This window comes from Gordonia sp. IEGM753 (assembly GCF_050321825.1).
In the GTDB taxonomy this organism is placed as follows: Bacteria; Pseudomonadota; Gammaproteobacteria; order Pseudomonadales; family Pseudomonadaceae; genus Aquipseudomonas.
This window is the reverse complement of record NZ_JBNQGB010000002.1, coordinates 466380-485557: the sequence shown is the minus strand read 5'-3', so window position 1 is coordinate 485557 and position 19178 is coordinate 466380. Positions and strand designations below refer to the sequence as shown.

18 protein-coding genes are annotated in these 19178 nt (G+C 57.6%); 14 read left to right on the top strand and 4 right to left on the bottom strand.

The genetic code is table 11. The features are described 5' to 3' along the window. Positions 1-279: 279 nt before the first annotated feature. Together ACQR3R_RS15160 and ACQR3R_RS15155 are read right to left on the bottom strand one after the other, a co-directional pair. Positions 280-1515 carry a transporter associated domain-containing protein gene (locus ACQR3R_RS15160; RefSeq protein WP_428273098.1) on the bottom strand — a complete coding sequence of 412 codons (1236 nt, stop codon included), beginning with the start codon at positions 1513-1515 and terminating at the stop codon, positions 280-282. A gap of 12 nt (positions 1516-1527) precedes the next feature. Then, positions 1528-2331 (bottom strand): cytochrome c biogenesis protein CcsA, encoded by an 804-nt coding sequence (locus ACQR3R_RS15155; RefSeq protein WP_428273097.1) that lies wholly within the window; start codon positions 2329-2331, stop codon positions 1528-1530. Positions 2332-2537: 206 nt separating this feature from the next. Here ACQR3R_RS15155 and ffh point away from each other — a divergent pair, with 206 nt between their 5' ends. The 11 genes from ffh (at position 2538) to ACQR3R_RS15100 (ending at position 13026) form a co-directional block, all read left to right on the top strand. After that, positions 2538-3914: a signal recognition particle protein gene (gene ffh, locus ACQR3R_RS15150; protein ID WP_428273096.1), complete on the top strand. Its 1377-nt coding sequence runs from the start codon at positions 2538-2540 to the stop codon at positions 3912-3914. 248 nt (positions 3915-4162) lie between these two features. Continuing rightward, positions 4163-4414: a 30S ribosomal protein S16 gene (gene rpsP / locus ACQR3R_RS15145; RefSeq protein WP_045059142.1), complete on the top strand. Its 252-nt coding sequence runs from the start codon at positions 4163-4165 to the stop codon at positions 4412-4414. A 5-nt stretch (positions 4415-4419) separates the two neighbouring features. After that, positions 4420-4956, top strand: coding sequence for a ribosome maturation factor RimM (gene rimM / locus ACQR3R_RS15140; RefSeq protein ID WP_008014731.1), 537 nt, complete (start codon positions 4420-4422; stop codon positions 4954-4956). Between the two features lie 2 nt (positions 4957-4958). Next, entirely contained in the window at positions 4959-5711 is a 753-nt protein-coding gene (gene trmD / locus ACQR3R_RS15135) for a tRNA (guanosine(37)-N1)-methyltransferase TrmD (protein WP_010463006.1), read from the top strand. A gap of 45 nt (positions 5712-5756) precedes the next feature. Beyond that, complete coding sequence (gene rplS, locus ACQR3R_RS15130; protein WP_055103485.1) at positions 5757-6107, top strand: 50S ribosomal protein L19; 351 nt, start codon at positions 5757-5759, stop codon at positions 6105-6107. Positions 6108-6257: 150 nt separating this feature from the next. Then, a complete protein-coding gene (gene xerD / locus ACQR3R_RS15125; RefSeq protein WP_428273095.1) occupies positions 6258-7154 on the top strand; it encodes a site-specific tyrosine recombinase XerD in 897 nt (298 codons plus the stop codon). A 268-nt stretch (positions 7155-7422) separates the two neighbouring features. Then, a complete protein-coding gene (gene dsbC, locus ACQR3R_RS15120) occupies positions 7423-8154 on the top strand; it encodes a bifunctional protein-disulfide isomerase/oxidoreductase DsbC (protein ID WP_428273094.1) in 732 nt (243 codons plus the stop codon). A 134-nt stretch (positions 8155-8288) separates the two neighbouring features. Then, positions 8289-9593 (top strand): homoserine dehydrogenase, encoded by a 1305-nt coding sequence (locus ACQR3R_RS15115; RefSeq protein ID WP_150709873.1) that lies wholly within the window; start codon positions 8289-8291, stop codon positions 9591-9593. A gap of 106 nt (positions 9594-9699) precedes the next feature. Next, on the top strand, positions 9700-11109 hold the full coding sequence (gene thrC / locus ACQR3R_RS15110; RefSeq protein WP_428273093.1) for a threonine synthase: 1410 nt from the start codon (positions 9700-9702) through the stop codon (positions 11107-11109). A 117-nt stretch (positions 11110-11226) separates the two neighbouring features. Then, positions 11227-12576 (top strand): transporter substrate-binding domain-containing protein, encoded by a 1350-nt coding sequence (locus ACQR3R_RS15105; RefSeq protein WP_428273092.1) that lies wholly within the window; start codon positions 11227-11229, stop codon positions 12574-12576. 162 nt (positions 12577-12738) lie between these two features. Continuing rightward, positions 12739-13026 (top strand): DUF3509 domain-containing protein, encoded by a 288-nt coding sequence (locus tag ACQR3R_RS15100; RefSeq protein WP_428273091.1) that lies wholly within the window; start codon positions 12739-12741, stop codon positions 13024-13026. A gap of 168 nt (positions 13027-13194) precedes the next feature. Here the strand turns inward: ACQR3R_RS15100 and ACQR3R_RS15095 are convergent, their stop codons facing one another. After that, entirely contained in the window at positions 13195-14049 is an 855-nt protein-coding gene (locus ACQR3R_RS15095; protein ID WP_428273090.1) for a TIGR02285 family protein, read from the bottom strand. A gap of 52 nt (positions 14050-14101) precedes the next feature. Beyond that, positions 14102-15301, bottom strand: a complete 1200-nt coding sequence (locus tag ACQR3R_RS15090; RefSeq protein ID WP_428273089.1) for a CoA transferase — start codon at positions 15299-15301, stop codon at positions 14102-14104. Between the two features lie 147 nt (positions 15302-15448). Here ACQR3R_RS15090 and ACQR3R_RS15085 point away from each other — a divergent pair, with 147 nt between their 5' ends. The 3 genes from ACQR3R_RS15085 to ACQR3R_RS15075 all read left to right on the top strand — a co-directional run bounded on the left by ACQR3R_RS15085 (position 15449) and on the right by ACQR3R_RS15075 (position 19163). Beyond that, entirely contained in the window at positions 15449-15991 is a 543-nt protein-coding gene (locus ACQR3R_RS15085; RefSeq protein WP_007897614.1) for a YaeQ family protein, read from the top strand. A gap of 61 nt (positions 15992-16052) precedes the next feature. Then, positions 16053-17762 carry a single-stranded-DNA-specific exonuclease RecJ gene (gene recJ, locus ACQR3R_RS15080; protein WP_428273088.1) on the top strand — a complete coding sequence of 570 codons (1710 nt, stop codon included), beginning with the start codon at positions 16053-16055 and terminating at the stop codon, positions 17760-17762. Positions 17763-18056: 294 nt separating this feature from the next. Beyond that, positions 18057-19163 (top strand): oxidoreductase, encoded by a 1107-nt coding sequence (locus tag ACQR3R_RS15075; protein WP_428273087.1) that lies wholly within the window; start codon positions 18057-18059, stop codon positions 19161-19163. Positions 19164-19178 lie beyond the last annotated feature (15 nt).

Below are 19178 nucleotides of genomic sequence, written 5' to 3'. Positions count from 1 at the left end.
GTTTAACGCGGCGTGCGGGTAGCGCTGGGGTGTGGCGGGGCTTGGGTAAGCGCTTCGATTATAGGAAGGTGGCTATCGATTCAACAAGAGGTGCCGCGATCTGGCGCTGGCAACCAGTGGCTTGGGGCTGGTGATGCCCTCGTGGCAAGGGGATTTATTCCCTTAGTGGCGAAGCCGGCCCAAAGGTTTGCCGGATATTGTTTGTCATTCGAGATTTTTCGCGCCGCTTCGCAACGCAGCGGGGATAAATCCCCTCGCCACAGAGGATGGGCTTAATGTTCAGAGGGGGGTTGGGATGGTGGCGGTATGCCAGACCATGACCCGCGTGACGCGGTTGTCTTCGGTTTCGAGAATCTCCAGCCGATAACGGCCAATCTTCAGGCACACCGCGCTGTCGGGGATTGTCTCCAGTGCCTCGGTCACCAGACCGTTGAGCGTTTTCGGGCCGTCGCTAGGCAGATGCCAGCCCAGTGTCTTGTTCAACTCGCGAATTGATGCTGCGCCATCTATCACTAGCCGACCATCGGCCTGCGGGTGAATGTGCGGGTTATCGAGGCTGTGCTGGCTTTCGAATTCACCGACGATTTCTTCCAGGATATCTTCCAGGGTCACGATGCCAAGGACTTCTCCGTATTCATCGACCACCATACCCAGCCGTCGTTGCTGCTTGTGAAAGTTCAGCAATTGCAATTGCAGCGGGGTGCTTTCCGGCACGAAGTAAGGTTCGTGACTGGCCGCCAGCAAGGCTTCGCGTGTCAGGCTGCCGTCGGGCAGCAAATGACGGATCTGGCGGGTGTTGAGTACGGCTTCCACCTGATTGATATCGCTGTGAAACACCGGCAATCGCGTGCGTCTGTTATTGCGTAGTTGTTCGATGATTTCAGGCAGGGGGTCATCGAGGTTGATCCCGTCGACCTCACTGCGCGGTACCAGAATGTCGTTGACCGTAATGTTGTCCAGCGCATGAATGCCCGACAGCAGGTGTGGGCGACAGGCAGCGTGCTCCTGGTCGTCACGCCGATCGGCGGGCGCTTCATCTTCGCTTTGCTGAACCACTTTGGCTTTGCGGGCAAAGGGGCGCGTCAGGAGCACGCTGATGCCATTGAGCAGCCAGGCCGCTGGATAGATGATCTTCAGTGGCACACCGAGCAGCGTGTTGCCCAGCGACAGGATGGCATCGGGATAGCGAGCGGCGAGGGCGCGTGGAAGGTAATCGGCGAACACCAGCAGAATCACGCCAGCGCCGAGGCACGCTGCCCAAGGGCCGTTTTCGGCCCAAGTGAAAATCGCCAGCAAGGTGCTGATGACCACCACCAGTGCGCGGCACAAGGTGTTGCACAAAATCAGGCTGTACAGGGAGAAACTCAAGCCCGCCACGGGTTTGTCGCCGGAGCGCGATGCGGTGCGCAGGGTCAGCAAATGCTGGTGCGCCGCTTCGATGGCGGTAAACAAACCAGACCATAAAATCAGCAGAGCCACTACCGCGAGCATCGGCCCTATGGGCAAGTCGTCCATTAATGTCGCCCGTCAGATATGCAGAATGTATTCACGGACCAACTTGCTGCCAAAGTACGCCAGCATCAGCAGGCAGAAACCGGCGAGGGTCCAGCGGATGGCCTTGTGTCCGCGCCAGCCGAGGTGATTGCGACCCCAGAGCAGCACGCTGAAGACAATCCATGCCAGGCAGGCCAGCAGGGTTTTGTGCACCAGGTGTTGGGCAAAAAGATTGTCGACGAACAGCCAGCCGGAAATCAGCGACAGCGACAACAAGGTCCAGCCGGCCCAGAGAAAACCGAATAACAGGCTTTCCATTGTTTGCAGCGGCGGGAAGTTCTTGATCAGCCCGGACGGATGCTTGTGTTTGAGTTGATGGTCCTGGACCAGCAACAGCAAGGCCTGGAACACCGCGATGGTGAACATGCCATAGGCCAGAATTGACAGCAGGATGTGGGCAAGAATGCCCGGTTCTTCGTCAATGATCTGCACGGTGCCCGCGGGCGCGAACTGCGCGAGCAACACGGTCGCCAGGCCCAGCGGGAACAACAATACCAGCAGGTTTTCCACCGGTATCCGCGAGCAGGCAATCAGGGTCAGGGCAATCACTGCTGCGGCAATCAGGCTGGCAGCGCTGAAAAAATCCAGGCCCAGGCCGATTGGCGTCAATAAGTGAGTCAGCAGGCTGGCGCTGTGGGCCAGCACGGCAAGCGCGCCGAGCGTTACCAGCAGGCGCTTGTTAGCCTTGGCGGCTTTGGCCAGACGAGTGCCTTGATAAATAGTCGCAGCGGCATATAAGCAGGCGGCGGCGAGGGTGGTCAGCAAACTGGGTGACAAGGGGAGCATAAATCCTGTTAGGCAAGCCCGAAAGGCGCTGAGTTTGGCATAGAACCCTCATCACACGAAAGTGCGAGGTGTCCGCCAGACGCAGTCTTCGCTATAATCCGCGACCTGCCCACGCTGCAGGCTCGCCGAGCTCATGTTTATGACGGTCTGGGCCGCCATTATCCCGGTCTGAACACAGGGCCTGAAAGGATCGCGCAATGTTTGAAAACTTAACCGACCGTCTCTCGCAAACGCTACGCCATGTTACCGGCAAGGCCAAGCTGACCGAAGACAACATCAAAGACACCCTGCGTGAAGTGCGCATGGCGTTGCTCGAAGCCGACGTCGCATTGCCGGTCGTCAAGGACTTCGTCAATTCGGTCAAGGAACGCGCTGTTGGCACCGAAGTGTCGCGCAGCCTGACGCCGGGCCAGGCCTTCGTGAAGATCGTCCAGGCCGAACTCGAAAGCCTGATGGGCGCCGCGAACGAAGACCTGAACCTGAGCGCCGTTCCGCCCGCCGTTGTCTTGATGGCCGGTTTGCAGGGTGCGGGTAAAACCACCACCGCCGGCAAACTCGCGCGCTTCCTTAAAGAGCGCAAGAAAAAATCGGTCATGGTGGTGTCAGCCGACGTTTATCGTCCGGCCGCGATCAAACAGCTGGAAATGCTCGCCGGTGAAGTGGGCGTAACCTTCTTCCCGTCCGACCTGAGCCAAAAACCGGTCGACATCGCGCAAGCGGCTATTAAAGAAGCAAAACTGAAGTTCATCGACGTGGTTATCGTCGATACCGCCGGTCGTCTGCACATCGACGAAGAGATGATGAGCGAGATCAAGGCGCTGCACGCCGCGATCAACCCGGTCGAAACGCTGTTCGTGGTCGATGCCATGACTGGCCAGGACGCCGCCAACACGGCCAAGGCTTTTGGTGATGCACTGCCGCTGACCGGCGTTATCCTGACCAAGGTCGACGGTGATGCTCGCGGTGGTGCTGCCCTTTCGGTGCGCGCCATCACCGGCAAGCCGATCAAGTTCATTGGTATGGGCGAGAAGAGCGAAGCGCTCGAGCCGTTCCACCCAGAGCGTATTGCCTCGCGCATTCTGGGTATGGGCGACGTGCTCAGCCTGATCGAACAGGCGGAAGCGACCCTCGACAAAGATAAAGCCGACAAGCTTGCGAAGAAATTAAAGAAGGGCAAGGGCTTCGACCTCGAAGACTTCCGTGATCAGTTGCAACAGATGAAGAACATGGGCGGCCTCGGCGGCCTCATGGACAAGCTGCCGAACATCGGCGGTGTAAACCTGGCGCAAATGGGCAATGCCCAAGGCGCGGCAGAGAAACAATTCAAGCAGATGGAAGCCATCATCAATTCCATGACCCCGGCCGAGCGCCGCGACCCTGAGCTGATCAGCGGTTCGCGCAAACGTCGGATCGCCATGGGTTCCGGCACTCAGGTGCAGGACATCGGTCGCTTGATCAAGCAGCACAAGCAGATGCAGAAGATGATGAAGAAATTCTCCGCGAAAGGCGGAATGGCCAAAATGATGCGCGGCATGGGCGGTATGTTGCCCGGCGGCGGCATGCCAAAAATGTAAAGAATTCACGCGAGGGCTTGCCCTGGCGCCTCCCACACGGAAGTGGGATACACAGCAAACCCGCATTGGCGGGAGCTGACTGGCCGTTTTCAACGACGGCTCTATAGCAAATCTGGATGACGACCGAAAGGCCGTCGGAAAAAGACATTTGCAAAAGTCCGGATATTCCTTAGAATATGCGGCCTTTCGGGCACCTATGCCCGCTGTGCCTTTAGATTTGCAGCACCGACTACAGGAACGATGTTCACATGCTAACAATCCGTCTTGCCCTTGGCGGCTCCAAAAAGCGCCCGTTTTACCACTTGACCGTAACCGACAGCCGCAACCCGCGCGACGGTTCGCACAAGGAACAGGTTGGTTTCTTCAACCCTGTTGCTCGTGGTCAAGAAGTCCGTCTGTCCGTGAACCAAGAGCGCGTAGCCTACTGGCTGAGCGTTGGTGCACAACCTTCTGAGCGTGTTGCTCAGTTGTTGAAGGATTCGGCTAAGGCTGCGGCCTGAGCAATATGAACGCGACGCCTGCTGTTGCTGATGATTTGATCGTTATCGGCAAGATCTACTCTGTTCATGGCGTTCGCGGCGAAGTGAAGGTGTATTCCTTTACTGATCCGACTGAAAACCTGTTGCAGTACAAAACCTGGACGCTCAAGCGCGAAGGCAATGTGAAACAGGTTGAGCTGGTCAGCGGACGAGGGAACGACAAGTTCCTGGTCGCAAAGCTCAAAGGTCTTGATGATCGTGAAGAAGCTCGTCTTCTGGCCGGTTATGAGATCTGCGTGCCGCGTAACCTGTTCCCTGAATTGACCGACGGCGAGTACTACTGGTACCAGCTGGAAGGTCTGAAGGTCATTGACCAACTCGGGCAATTGCTCGGGAAGATCGATCATCTTCTGGAAACCGGCGCCAACGATGTAATGGTGGTCAAGCCTTGCGCAGGCAGCCTGGATGATCGCGAACGCTTGTTGCCCTATACAGAGCAATGTGTGTTGGCTGTCGACCTTGCCGCAGGCGAGATGAAGGTGGAATGGGATGCGGACTTCTAAGCGTGGCTAACTTGCGCGTAGAAGTGATCAGTTTGTTTCCCGAGATGTTCTCCGCCATCAGCGAGTACGGCATCACCAGTCGTGCGGTGAAACAGGGGCTGTTACAGCTCACCTGTTGGAATCCGCGAGACTACACGACGGATCGACATCACACTGTGGACGATCGCCCATTTGGCGGTGGCCCGGGCATGGTGATGAAGATCAAGCCCCTGGAAGATGCATTGGTTCAGGCCAAGGCAGCAGCAGGGGAGGCGGCGAAGGTCATTTACCTGTCCCCCCAAGGCCGTCAACTGACTCAGTCGGCGGTACGCGAGTTGGCGAATCTGGATGCATTGATCCTGATTGCCGGCCGTTATGAAGGCATTGACGAGCGCTTTATTGAGGCTCATGTCGATGAAGAGTGGTCGATTGGCGACTATGTACTGTCTGGCGGCGAGCTGCCGGCGATGGTCCTGATCGATGCGGTTACACGGCTGCTGCCTGGAGCTTTAGGGCATGCGGACTCCGCCGAGGAAGATTCCTTTACGGATGGTCTGCTGGATTGCCCGCACTACACCCGACCGGAGGTGTATGCGGATCAGCGTGTTCCCGACGTGTTGCTAAGTGGCAATCACGCGCATATCCGGCGTTGGCGTTTACAGCAGTCCCTTGGTAGGACCTTTGAACGACGCGCCGATCTTCTGGAAAGCCGCTCGCTTTCTGGAGAAGAGAAGAAGCTGCTCGAGGAATACATCCGCGAGCGGGACGATAGTTAACAACGTATCGATGGTAGATCCGACGATTTACCTTAGGAGCACAGCATGACTAACAAAATCATCCTTGCACTCGAAGCAGAGCAGATGACCAAAGAGATCCCTACCTTTGCCCCGGGCGACACCATTGTCGTTCAGGTGAAAGTGAAGGAAGGCGACCGTTCGCGTCTGCAAGCGTTCGAAGGTGTTGTTATCGCCAAGCGTAACCGCGGCGTAAACAGTGCTTTCACCGTGCGTAAAATCTCCAACGGTGTTGGCGTAGAGCGTACTTTCCAGACCTACAGCCCGCAAATCGACAGCATGGCCGTTAAACGTCGCGGTGACGTACGTAAAGCCAAGCTGTACTACCTGCGTGACCTGTCTGGTAAAGCAGCTCGCATCAAGGAAAAACTGTCTTAAGACAGCCTCCCGATGCAAAAAAAGCAGCCTAAGGGCTGCTTTTTTGTTGCCTGCGATTTGACCCGCCGATCACGGCAATAACATCCGGCTCTATAAAGCCTCGACAGGCTATGAAAGACTTGCCGTCAGATTCCTGATGCCTGAGCCTTTATGTCCGCAATTGATCATCCCCTCATAGACCAATTCCTCGATGCCTTGTGGCTGGAAAAGGGGCTCTCCGACAACACTCGCGATGCCTATCGCAGTGATCTGGCACTGTTCAACGGCTGGATGCAGGAGAAGGGGTTGGAGTTGATCAACGCCGGACGCGAATTGATCCTCGATCATCTGGCTTGGCGTCTGGAGCAAAATTACAAACCTCGCTCCACTGCCAGATTTCTCTCGGGTGTGCGTGGCTTCTATCGCTATCTGCTGCGCGAAAAACTGATTGCCGTCGACCCGACATTGCGTGTCGATATGCCACAACTCGGTAGGCCATTGCCTAAATCCTTGTCGGAAGCAGATGTGGAAGCGCTGCTGAAGGCCCCGGACCTGAGTGAGGCCATCGGCCAGCGCGACCGTGCCATGCTTGAAGTGCTGTATGCCTGCGGTTTGCGGGTAACAGAGTTGATCAGCCTGACGCTGGAACAAGTCAATTTGCGTCAAGGTGTGTTGCGCGTCATGGGCAAGGGCAGTAAGGAGCGCCTGGTGCCGATGGGTGAGGAGGCGATCGTCTGGGTCGAGCGTTACATGCGCGATGGACGCAATGAGTTGCTTGGCGGTCGCCCCAGTGATGTCATGTTCCCCAGTCAGCGCGGTGAGCAAATGACCCGACAGACCTTCTGGCACCGCATCAAGCACCAGGCTAAGGTTGCCGGGATCGGTAAATCGCTGTCGCCGCATACCTTGCGCCATGCGTTTGCCACGCATCTGCTCAACCATGGTGCCGATCTGAGAGTGGTGCAAATGCTCCTTGGGCACAGCGACCTGTCTACCACCCAGATCTACACGCACGTCGCCCGCGCACGCTTGCAGGATTTACACGCCAAACACCACCCGCGCGGTTGACGGTTTCCTTGATGGATTCGGTGGCGAGGGAACTTGCTGTCGCTTGAGTGCGCAGCGCTCACAAGATCTGCGCCATCCGTACAATTGTGGGGCCGCGCCGCAGCCCCGCGTGAGCAAGCTCCCTCGCCACAAATGTCTTGTGTCAGCTCCATTCGGCCACAGTGGCCTTATGTGGTAGGCTTTGCCGGTTTGCACGATGGGCGGTTATGACCCGGTGTTCCGGCACGGGCGTTCTGATCGTTCCATTTGTCCGCCTTCAGGAGTTCTCATGCGTTTGATCCAGATTTTCGCCGCCGCCGCCATCGCGTTGGTCAGCACCTTTGCCATCGCCGATGATGCGGCGGACAAAGCCATTCGTAAAAGCCTGGAAAACCTCGAGCTTGAGGTGCCGGTAGAAAGCATCAGTGCCAGCCCGTTGCCGGGTATGTACGAAGTCAAACTCAAAGGCAGTCGGGTGCTTTATGCCAGTGCCGATGGCCAGTACATTGTTCAGGGCTACCTGTTCCAGCTCAAGGACGGTAAACCGGTGAACCTCACCGAGAAAACCGAACGCCTGGGCGTCTCCAAACTGATCAATGACATTCCTGTAGCAGAAACCGTGGTTTACCCTGCGATTGGCGAAACCAAGTCGCACATCACCGTGTTCACCGACACTACCTGCCCTTATTGCCACAAGCTGCACGCTGAAGTACCAGAGCTGAACAAGCGTGGCATTGAAGTACGTTACGTCGCATTCCCGCGCCAGGGCCTGGGCTCGCCGGGTGACGAGCAGTTGCAAGCCGTCTGGTGCTCCAAAGACAAGAAAGCGGCGATGGATAAAATGGTCGACGGTAAGGAAATCAAGGCCGCCAAGTGCGATAACCCGGTTTCCAAGCAATTTGCCCTCGGCCAGTCGATTGGCGTGAACGGCACACCGGCCATCGTTTTGGCAGATGGCCAGGTTATTCCGGGCTACCAGCCCGCGCCACAAGTCGCCAAACTGGCGCTCGGCGCGAAATAAATTCGCATCGCCACGGTCAGCCTGTGGCGATCATGGTTCGGCGGCAACGTTTGCCGGACCATTAATAGAGAACCGCGAGCATGCGGTTGTTTTCACGGCCGGCCTTGAGTCGGCCGTTTTATGGGGAGTTCACAGTGAAACCGGTCAAAGTAGGCATCTGTGGGTTAGGGACCGTCGGTGGCGGTACCTTCAACGTACTTCAGCGCAACGCCGAGGAAATTGCTCGTCGTGCCGGGCGTGGGATCGAAGTGGCACAAATTGCCACGCGCACGCCAAAGCCTCAGTTCCAGACGACCGGTATTGCGATTACCAACGATGTCTTCGAAGTGGCCACGAACCCTGAGATCGACATCGTCATAGAGCTGGTGGGCGGCTACACCGTTGCCCGTGAGCTGGTACTCAAAGCGATCGAGAACGGAAAACATGTCGTTACCGCGAACAAGGCGTTGATCGCCGTTCACGGCAACGAAATCTTCGCCAAGGCTCGCGAGAAAGGCGTGATCGTTGCGTTCGAAGCGGCTGTGGCGGGTGGCATTCCAGTGATCAAGGCGATCCGTGAAGGCCTGTCTGCCAACCGCATCAACTGGGTTGCCGGCATCATCAACGGCACCGGCAACTTCATCCTTACCGAAATGCGCGAAAAGGGTCGTACCTTCGAAGACGTATTGGCCGAGGCGCAAGCATTGGGTTATGCCGAAGCCGATCCGACCTTCGACGTTGAGGGGATCGACGCGGCTCACAAGCTGACGATCCTGGCGTCCATTGCATTCGGCATTCCGCTGCAATTCGACAAAGCGTACACCGAGGGCATCACCAAGCTCACCACCGCTGACGTGAACTATGCCGAAGCACTGGGCTATCGCATCAAGCACCTGGGCGTGGCGCGCAGCACCGCTGCCGGTATCGAGTTGCGTGTACACCCGACGCTGATCCCGGCCGATCGCCTGATCGCCAACGTCAACGGCGTGATGAACGCGGTAATGGTCAACGGTGACGCTGCCGGTTCAACGCTGTTCTACGGCGCTGGCGCTGGCATGGAGCCGACCGCATCGTCGGTCATCGCGGACCTGGTGGACGTGGTTCGCGCCATGACCAGCGACCCGGAGAATCGTGTGCCGCACCTGGCCTTCCAGCCAGATTCGCTGTCGGCTCACCCGATCCTGCCGATCGAAGCCTGCGAAAGCGCTTACTACCTGCGCATTCAGGCCAAGGATCATCCGGGCGTGCTGGCTCAAGTGGCGAGCATCCTGTCGGAGCGCGGTATCAACATCGAATCGATCATGCAGAAAGAAGTCGAAGAGCATGACGGTCTGGTGCCGATGATCCTGCTGACCCATCGCGTGCTGGAGCAGCACATGAACGACGCAATCGCCGCCCTGGAAGCGTTGGCTGGCGTTGTTGGTCCGGTTGTACGGATCCGTGTCGAACATTTGAATTAACACAGCGGCAAGCTTTCAGCGACGAGTCGCAAGCCCAAAGCCACGGTGCTTTTGAACTTGCAGCTTGTCGCTTGAGGCTCGAAGCTCAAACCAAAGGTTTGCCCTTATGCGTTATATCAGTACCCGCGGCCAGGCACCGGCCCTGAATTTCGAAGACGTTCTGCTGGCCGGTCTGGCCACCGACGGCGGCCTGTATGTGCCGGAATGCCTGCCACGTTTTACCCAGGAAGAAATCGCTTCCTGGGCTGGCCTGCCTTATCACGAGTTGGCGTTCCGGGTGATGCGCCCGTTCGTGGCCGGTAGTATTCCTGATGCCGATTTCAAAAAGATTCTTGAAGAAACCTACGGCGTGTTCTCGCACAGCGCTGTAGCACCTCTGCGTCAGTTGAATGGCAACGAATGGGTGTTGGAGCTGTTCCACGGCCCGACCCTGGCGTTCAAGGATTTCGCGCTGCAACTGCTCGGTCGTCTGCTCGATTACGTGCTGGAAAAACGTGGTGAGCGCGTAGTCATCGTTGGCGCGACTTCCGGTGATACCGGTTCGGCCGCCATCGAGGGCTGCAAGCACTGCGAAAACGTCGACATCTTCATCCTGCACCCGCACAACCGTGTGTCCGAAGTGCAGCGTCGCCAGATGACCACGATCTTCGGCGAGAACATTCACAACATCGCCATCGAAGGCAACTTCGATGACTGCCAGGAAATGGTCAAGGCCAGCTTCGCTGACCAAAGCTTTCTCAAGGGCACTCGCCTGGTCGCCGTGAACTCGATCAACTGGGCGCGGATCATGGCCCAGATCGTTTACTACTTCCACGCAGCCCTGCAATTGGGCGGCCCGGCGCGTTCTGTTTCGTTCTCGGTGCCAACCGGCAACTTCGGCGACATCTTCGCCGGCTACCTGGCGCGCAACATGGGGCTGCCGATCAACCAGTTGATCGTCGCTACCAACCGCAATGACATCCTGCACCGCTTCATGAGCGGCAATCAGTACGTCAAGGAAACCCTGCACGCCACGTTGTCGCCGTCGATGGACATCATGGTGTCGTCCAACTTCGAACGCCTGCTGTTCGACTTGCACGGTCGCAATGGCGCTGCGATAGCCGGTTTGATGGACAGCTTCAAACAGGGTGGCGGTTTCAGCGTTGATCAGGAGCGTTGGACCGAAGCCCGCAAACTGTTCGATTCGCTGGCCGTAGATGATGCTCAAACCTGCGAAACCATTGCCGAAGTCTATGCCCAGACGGGCGAGTTGCTGGACCCGCACACCGCCATCGGCGTCAAGGCTGCGCGCGAGTGCCGTCGTAGCCTGGATACCCCAATGGTGATCCTCGGTACCGCTCATCCGGTCAAATTCCCGGACGCGGTGGAAAAAGCAGGCGTAGGGAAAGCGCTCGAACTGCCGGTGCATCTTGCTGATTTGTTTGAGCGAGATGAGCGCTGCACGGTTCTGCCAAATGACTTGAAAGCCGTACAGGCCTTTGTGAGTCAGCATGGCAATCGCGGTAAGCCGTTGTAAGGACAAAAGGTGTCACATTTGAAGCCCGTCTCCTGACGGGCTTTCTCATTTCTGCATGCCACACTCACTCGGTATCGCTCATCAAGGACGAGCACCTCGATCACCAAGGAAGTGGTAATGCCGTTTTTCAAAGTCTTCAAGTCAACCGTAATGTGGGCAAGTTGGGTCTGCGCGCTGGGTGTTGCTCAATGGGCGACAGCCATGCCGCGCCCGATACCCGAAAAACCTGCGACCAGCGCCGTTATCGCGCTGGATACGGTTGAGTTGAAATGGATTGCTGAACACCCGCAGGTTATCGTCGCCTCCGCGCAGTTGCCTCGGTACCTGTTCAGAGATGAACAGGGTCAGTGGGTGGGTTTGAACAATGACCTGCTAAACCGCATAAGCGCCATGACGGGATTGAAGTTTGTTCACGAGGAATCGTTTTCCACTGACCATTTGCTGTCGCGTCTGGAAAGCGCAACGGCGGACATGAGCACCACGCTGTCATTCAGTGAAGAGCGTAAGGTGTCTCTGGATTTTAGCCACTCGTATGGCGGGGCAGGCTGGGTGTTCGTGGGCCAGTCGGGGGCGCCACCGGTACAATCGCTGGAACAATTGTCGAACCGGGTTCTGGTACTGCCGATCCGACATGCGCTGGACGCCACTATTCGCCGCGATCATCCGGACATCGTGTTGCGCTCGGTCAGAACCTACGCAGAGGCCCGTGCCCTGGTAGAAAGTGGTGAAGCCTGCGCCACCATTGAAAACGAAATTGGTGCTCACTTGTACCCCTCTGGCCGTCTACAAGCCGGAAGTACCCTGGAAGGGAAGTGGGACCCGGACCACCTGACCGTGCGCAAAGGACAGCCCCAGTTATTGAGCATCCTCAATAAGGCGCTCGAAGCGTTTCCTCCTGCGCAGCTGCGTGCAATTCGCGTGAAGTGGCTGAGCGATGTCGCCCCGAAGCAAACGTCTGTGACATCGCAACCATTGATCCTTTGGTTTTGGGTGGGCGTGCTCATACTCGGTTTGTTTGGGGGGCTGTCCTTGCTCTGGAATCGACGGCTTGCGGTATTGGTTCAGCAGCACCGGGATGCCAAAAAAAACCTCACTGATCAGTTGGTTTTTCAGCATGCATTGATGGACGCCATGCCCGATCCGCTGTTCGTGCAGGATCTGGAAGGGCGTTTGATCATGTGCAACAAAAGTTTCGAAGAGAGGCTGTCGACTCGTTTTGACCAGGTCCGGGGGCGGCCATTGATCGAGCTAGATGTGATGCCCTCAGCCACTGCCAAACTGCTGCACGCCGAGTTTATGGCGCAGTTGAAAACCCGCAAACCCCATTTCAACGAGCGTCAATTGCTGCTTCATAGCGGCGTCGTAACGGTCTACCAGTGGACAGTACCGTTCTATGGCGAGGATGGCCGATTGGGCGGACTGGTGGGCGGTTGGTCTGATTTCGGTGAGCGCGGGCGACCGTTCTGACACAGGTGTTTTTTCCCTGTCATGTTCGCCGTGCATGCTCTATCGACCGTCAGCGCAGACGCGCCTGTAATCGCAATCCAGAACTTTCTTCTCGGGCCGGTGGTCATTTACTTTAGACATGCCCCAGGCACTTTGTTTTCGGACTAATGAGTGGTGATCGAGATGGAAAGTATCAGTCTATTGCTCGGTGAGGCTCTGAGCCCGTATCAGGTTACGTTGACCCCTTCGGGCGCCCATGGCGAATGCCTGGTGACGCTGAAGAGTTCGACCGGCGCTATCGTGGTCGAACGGTCGTTCAACCAGGCGCAGTTGAGGGACAAACGCTTGCTGACCGATGTGGTCGACGGGTTGCATCGCGATGTCATGATTGCCGAAGGGCGCATTGAGCCTTGCGTGATTGCTGCCTTGCGCAACGCTGCTCAGGACAAAATCCTGGCCGGCCGTAATTGATTGTTTATTTGTGGGAACCTTCCTGCGCCTGAGTCGTCAGAAGTTGTAACAGCAGGGTCAAGCATTGTGCTCCGGTGCTTGTAGCTTGCTGCTACTGGTCTAAAGTAGGCCACGTTTAACCCCGAGTCGTCTCCCCACTTCTCGGGGTTTCTTTTTGCCCGGGATTTGTCATTGCTGTGCCTGATGCTCGAAAAACGCGTTGGTGTCTTGCAGGTAATCGCGACGGCTATCGGGGTCGAGCCAGTCGGCGTACAACCGGTCAACGCTATCGCGTTGCAGCGAGCGCAAGATTTGATTGATTTCGTTGATCGCCTGACGCCCTTGAACCGTGTTCGAGCAGCCAATGTAGGCAGATATGTATTTGCCCGTACCCTTGACCGAGAAAAACGCCAGATCGTCATCGTGCATGTGTTCTTGGCTGGCTTGATAGCGGATTTCCGGCCAATACCCCATCACTAGCTGCAGACGGCCCAGGCGCTGCATTTGCAGCAAACTGCCGAGTGCATCGTTACCATAGTGAAAGGTCAGTACGCCGGGTGGCGCCTGTTGCAGCAAGTTATCCAGGTAAGGGCCATAGCTGCGCTCGGCAATCACCCCGACTTTCCTGTCGCCGCTGGCCAGCAACGCTGATAAATCTACTTCACCGCCCACCAGGAAGGGCTCCAGCAACGGCCGATCCTCCTTGCGAATCACCAGCCCGTTGCTGACGGCGCGGAAGGCCGGGATGGAGAACACGATCCATTTTTCCCGCTCTTTGGTCCACACCAGCGAGGGATCGCACGTAAACGATTCCTCATGCAGCATCTGCATGCCTCGGGCCCGGTTGACCCGCATCAGCGTGTGATCGTATTGCGGCATGGCGGCGATGATTCGCGGCATGAGTTGATCGATAACGCCCAGGCCTTTTTTTGGCCCTTCAAATATCGTCATGGGCGGCAGATCGCGCAGCAGCCAGACCAGGTTGTCCCTGGGTTGCGCCCAGACAGGGGAGGCCTGGCCCGCCAATAGCAACAAAAACGCCACTGTGCGCCAGTTGCATGACGTGTCAATTGCTAATGAAAGCAGGCGTTTCAGCTTATATGGCTCCGTCTTCGCGCAGGCGTGCGATCTGGGCCTGATCATAGCCAAGATCGTGAAGTACCTGCGTATTGTGTTCACCCAATTGCGGTCCGACCCATTCCGATGTACCCGGTGTCTCAGAGAGTTTCGGCACGATCCCCGGCATCTTGAAATCTTTGCCGTCCGGCAACTTGGCTTTAAGGAACATCTCCCGGGCCAGGTACTGTGGATCGGTGAACATGTCTTCGGCGCTGAAAATTCTACTGGCCGGTACTTCTGCTTGGTTCAGTTGCTCGATGATGGCGTCCAGCGGCAACGAATTGACCCAGCGATCAATCACCCCGTAAATCTCGTCACGTCGGCTGTCGCGTCCATCGTTACTGGCAAGTTGTGGGTCGTTGGCCAGGTCCTCGCGACCTATGATCAGCATGAATCGCTTGAAGATTGCGTCGCCATTGGCACCGACTTGCACGTGTTTGCCGTCAGCGCTGGTGTGGATCGAGGAGGGCGTGATGCCTGGCATGATGTTGCCGGTGCGCTCGCGGATGAAACCGAATACGTCGAACTCCGGCACCATGCTCTCCATCATCGCGAAGATCGCCTCATACAACGCCACGTCCACCACTTGCCCCTGACCGCCGTTGACCTCGCGGTGCCGCAAAGCCATCAGCGCGCCGATCACGCCCCATAAGGCGGCGATTGAATCACCGATGGAGATCCCGGTGCGCACCGGTGGCCGATCCTCGAAACCGGTGATATAGCGCAGGCCACCCATGGACTCGCCGACGGCGCCAAACCCGGGCTGGTCTTTCATCGGCCCCGTCTGGCCGAAACCTGACAGGCGCACCATTACCAGTTTTGGGTTCAGCGCGTGCAGGACTTCCCAGCTCAGGCCGAGTTTTTCCAACACCCCGGGGCGGAAATTCTCGATCAGGATGTCTGCTTCGCTCAGCAGTTTCTTCAGGATCGCCAAGCCGTCGGGGTGCTTCAAATTAAGTGTCAGGGACTTTTTATTGCGCGCCTGTACGAACCACCACAGTGAGGTGCCTTCATACAATTTGCGCCATTTGCGTAAAGGGTCGCCGCCGTCCGGGGACTCGATCTTGATGACTTCTGCACCGAACTCTCCGCAAATGCGCGAGGCAAAGGGGCCGGCGATCAAAGTCCCCAATTCAATGACTTTCAGACCTGAGAGTGGTTTTCCGGTGAACGGCATGGTGAATCCTGTCGGGCAGAGGCTTGGCTGGTAGAGCGTTTTAGCACAGCAGGGTGTCAGTCGTGCAAGGTTGATTACCTTCAGTTCGATGAATGCGTGCCGCATCGGTTAGACTTGCCGCCTTTCCCCGTATCAAGAAGCCCGTTCATGGCACAGCCGTCCACGACCTACAAGTTTGAACTGAACCTTACCGACCTCGATCGCAGTGTTTACGAGAGCGTGAAGCAGACGATCGCCCGTCACCCTTCGGAAACCGAAGAACGCATGACCGTGCGGCTGTTGGCCTACGCCTTCTGGTACAACGAACAGCTGTCGTTCGGTCGCGGTCTGTCAGACGTGGATGAACCGGCCCTGTGGGAAAAGAGCCTGGATGACCGTGTTCTGCACTGGATCGAAGTCGGGCAGCCAGATGCCGATCGTCTGACCTGGTGCTCGCGCCGCACTGAACGTACCAGCCTGTTGGCGTATGGCAGCCTGCGCGTCTGGGAAACAAAAGTGATCCCGGCCATCAAGAACCTGAAAAACGTGCACATCGCTGCCGTGCCTCAGGAAGTGCTGGAAACCTTGGCCAAAGACATGCCTCGGGTAATCAAGTGGGATGTGATGATCAGCGAAGGCACCATTTTCGTGACCGACGACCGTGGTCAACACGAAGTCCAGCTGCAGTGGCTGAGTGGCGAACGCGGCTGATCAGTCGCCAAATCGCTCTCCAGTTTTTTCCTACGTATAAAAGAGAAGCACCTGTCACCCCATGCGCATCGAACCTCGCCTGTTGCCCGACACCCTGCCTTTCCTCGGCGATCTGCCGCCGCTGCTGACCCGTCTGTACGCGGCGCGCGGCGTTCAGTCCGAAGCCGAGCTGGACAAGAGCCTGGCGCGGCTGATTCCGTTCCAGCAACTCAAGGGGATCGATGCCGCGGTGGATTTGCTGGTGACGGCACTGGAGCAGCGTCAGCGAATTCTGATCGTCGGTGACTTCGACGCCGATGGCGCCACCGCCAGCACTGTAGGTGTATTGGGTTTGCGCCTGCTGGGCGCAGCTCACGTCGATTACCTGGTGCCGAATCGCTTCGAGTACGGCTACGGTTTGACGCCGGAAATCGTCGAAGTCGCGTTGACGCGCACCCCTCAGCTGCTGATTACCGTGGATAACGGTATCTCCAGCGTTGAAGGTGTGGCGGCGGCGAAAAAAGCAGGCCTCAGCGTACTGGTTACCGACCACCACTTGCCCGGCGATGAGCTGCCGTTAGCCGATGCGATTGTTAATCCGAACCAGCCGGGTTGCGAGTTCCCGAGCAAGGCGCTGGCCGGGGTCGGGGTGATTTTTTATGTATTGATGGCGCTTCGGGCGCGATTGCGCAGCCTGGGCTGGTACCAGAGCACGCCGCAACCGAACATCGGCGAGCTGCTGGACCTGGTGGCGTTGGGCAGTGTTGCCGACGTAGTGCCGCTGGATGCCAATAACCGGATTTTGGTGCACCAGGGCCTGGAGCGAATTCGCGCCGGGCGCGCACGGCCGGGCATCAAAGCCATTCTCGACGTTGCCAAACGTGAACCGGCGCGCATCACGTCAACCGATCTTGGGTTTATTGTCGGGCCGCGTTTGAATGCTGCGGGACGGCTGGATGACATGAGCCTGGGCATCGAATGCCTGCTCACGGATGACACGGCCATGGCGCGCGAAATGGCGGTGCAACTGGACGGCATGAACCAGGACCGCAAATCCATTGAGCAGGGCATGCAGCGTGAAGCGCTGGCTCAACTCAAGGATTTGCCAGTGGAGTCAATGCCGTTCGGCCTGTGCCTGTTCGATCCCGAATGGCACCAGGGTGTCATCGGAATCCTCGCTTCGCGTATGAAAGAACGCTATTTCCGCCCGACGATTGCCTTCGCCGATGCGGGCGATGGTCTGCTCAAGGGCTCGGGGCGTTCGGTTCAGGGGTTTCACATTCGCGACGCCTTGAGCGTGGTGGCGGCGCAACATCCGACGTTGATCAGCAAGTACGGTGGCCACGCCATGGCGGCCGGCCTGACGCTGCCGGAGGCTAACTTTGCAGTGTTCGCCGAGGCGTTCGACGCTGAGGTGCGCAGGCAATTGCGCGAAGAAGACCTGACCGGTCGACTGCTGTCGGACGGTACTCTGGCGGTTGAAGAGTTTCACCTGGAACTGGCACGCGCCCTGCGCCATGCCGGCCCGTGGGGGCAGCACTTCCCGGAACCGTTGTTTCACGGCGTGTTTCAGTTGGTTGAGCAACGCGTCGTCGGCGAACGCCATCTGAAAGTGGTGCTTAAAAGCGAATGTGGGTCGGTGAAACTGGATGGCATCGCTTTCGGCATCGACCGTGAAATCTGGCCGAACCCGACCATCAAATGGGTGGAGCTGGCTTATAAACTCGACCTCAACGAGTTTCGCGGAAACGAGACTGTGCAACTGATGATTGCTCACATCGAACCGCGTTAAGCCTTTCGCGAGCACGTCCGTTACGACATTGTTCTTGTGAACGCTAAAGATCCAGTGTGGGAGCCGCGGTGCGGCGATCCGACATGCTGGCGAAAGCGATCTTCCAAACACTCAATCTATCTGAACGCTCCCTCATTCGCCGTTGTCGACTAGGCTCTAAGCACTGCTTGATTGGCCTTGTGACGTCTTATCGAATTTTTTGCCCGCGGGGGCGGGTGCTGCACCCTTTTTCTGTCACTCGTCGACTTTTCAAACAGAACCCTGGAGCCTGCCCACTGATTCGAGAGGTGCCCCATGAGTCTGCTGCTTGAACCTTATACCCTTCGTCAATTGATCCTTCCCAACCGCATCGCAGTCTCGCCGATGTGCCAGTACTCCAGCGTCGACGGCTTGGCCAACGACTGGCACCTGGTGCACCTCGGCAGCCGTGCCGTTGGCGGTGCAGGTCTGATTTTCACTGAAGCCACGGCGGTCACCGCCGATGGTCGCATCACTGCCGAAGACCTCGGGTTGTGGAGCGATGAACAGATTGAACCGCTGCAACGCATCACCCGTTTCATTGCAGCGCAAGGCGCGATTGCCGGCATTCAACTGGCTCACGCCGGGCGCAAGGCCAGCACTCATCGGCCCTGGCTGGGCAAACATGGCAGCGTCAAACCGGAGGATGGTGGCTGGTTGCCAGTGGGTCCGTCACCGATTGCGTTCGACCCACAGCACACCCAACCCAAAGCACTGGATGAGGCTGAAATCGCCGACGTCATTCAGGCTTTTGTAACGTCGGCCAAACGCGCGTTAACGGCCGGTTTCAAAGTGGCTGAAATTCACGCTGCCCATGGTTATTTGCTGCATCAATTCCTGTCGCCGCTGAGTAATCAGCGCCGTGATGAGTACGGCGGTTCGTTCGACAATCGGATTCGGCTGGTGCTGCAAGTCACCGAAGCGGTGCGAGCGGTGTGGCCGGAAGAATTGCCACTGTTCGTTCGGGTGTCGGCCACTGACTGGGTAGAAGATGGCTGGAATCCCGACGAAACCGTTGAGCTGGCGCGACGCCTCAAGGCCCTGGGCGTCGATTTGATTGATGTGTCGTCGGGCGGTACCGCCGCCAACGCAGAAATTCCGACAGGCCCGGGCTACCAGACGCGCTTCGCCGAACGCGTGCGCAAGGAGTCAGGCATTGCCACCGGCACGGTCGGCATGATCACCGAACCTGCGCAGGCCGAGCACATACTGCGCACCTGTCAGGCCGACATCATTTTCCTCGCCCGTGAACTGCTGCGTGATCCGTATTGGCCATTGCATGCCGATGATGACCTGGGGGGGCGAAAAGCGGTCTGGCCGGCGCAATATCAGCGGGCAACCCATCGTGATCAGCCGATCCATGAGTCTGATTTGCGCGACTGAATAACGCTGTAAAAA

Excerpts from the sequence above, each read along its gene's own strand:
- ffh (WP_428273096.1), top strand. The coding sequence starts at position 2,538 with ATGTTTGAAAACTTAACCGACCGTCTCTCGCAAACGCTACGCCATGTT.
- ACQR3R_RS15105 (WP_428273092.1), top strand. The coding sequence starts at position 11,227 with ATGCCGTTTTTCAAAGTCTTCAAGTCAACCGTAATGTGGGCAAGTTGG.
- dsbC (WP_428273094.1), top strand. The coding sequence starts at position 7,423 with ATGCGTTTGATCCAGATTTTCGCCGCCGCCGCCATCGCGTTGGTCAGC.
- rplS (WP_055103485.1), top strand. The coding sequence starts at position 5,757 with ATGACTAACAAAATCATCCTTGCACTCGAAGCAGAGCAGATGACCAAA.
- ACQR3R_RS15075 (WP_428273087.1), top strand. The coding sequence starts at position 18,057 with ATGAGTCTGCTGCTTGAACCTTATACCCTTCGTCAATTGATCCTTCCC.
- ACQR3R_RS15085 (WP_007897614.1), top strand. The coding sequence starts at position 15,449 with ATGGCACAGCCGTCCACGACCTACAAGTTTGAACTGAACCTTACCGAC.
- thrC (WP_428273093.1), top strand. The coding sequence starts at position 9,700 with ATGCGTTATATCAGTACCCGCGGCCAGGCACCGGCCCTGAATTTCGAA.
- recJ (WP_428273088.1), top strand. The coding sequence starts at position 16,053 with ATGCGCATCGAACCTCGCCTGTTGCCCGACACCCTGCCTTTCCTCGGC.
- rimM (WP_008014731.1), top strand. The coding sequence starts at position 4,420 with ATGAACGCGACGCCTGCTGTTGCTGATGATTTGATCGTTATCGGCAAG.
- xerD (WP_428273095.1), top strand. The coding sequence starts at position 6,258 with ATGTCCGCAATTGATCATCCCCTCATAGACCAATTCCTCGATGCCTTG.
- rpsP (WP_045059142.1), top strand. The coding sequence starts at position 4,163 with ATGCTAACAATCCGTCTTGCCCTTGGCGGCTCCAAAAAGCGCCCGTTT.
- ACQR3R_RS15100 (WP_428273091.1), top strand. The coding sequence starts at position 12,739 with ATGGAAAGTATCAGTCTATTGCTCGGTGAGGCTCTGAGCCCGTATCAG.
- ACQR3R_RS15090 (WP_428273089.1), bottom strand. The coding sequence starts at position 15,301 with ATGCCGTTCACCGGAAAACCACTCTCAGGTCTGAAAGTCATTGAATTG.
- ACQR3R_RS15160 (WP_428273098.1), bottom strand. The coding sequence starts at position 1,515 with ATGGACGACTTGCCCATAGGGCCGATGCTCGCGGTAGTGGCTCTGCTG.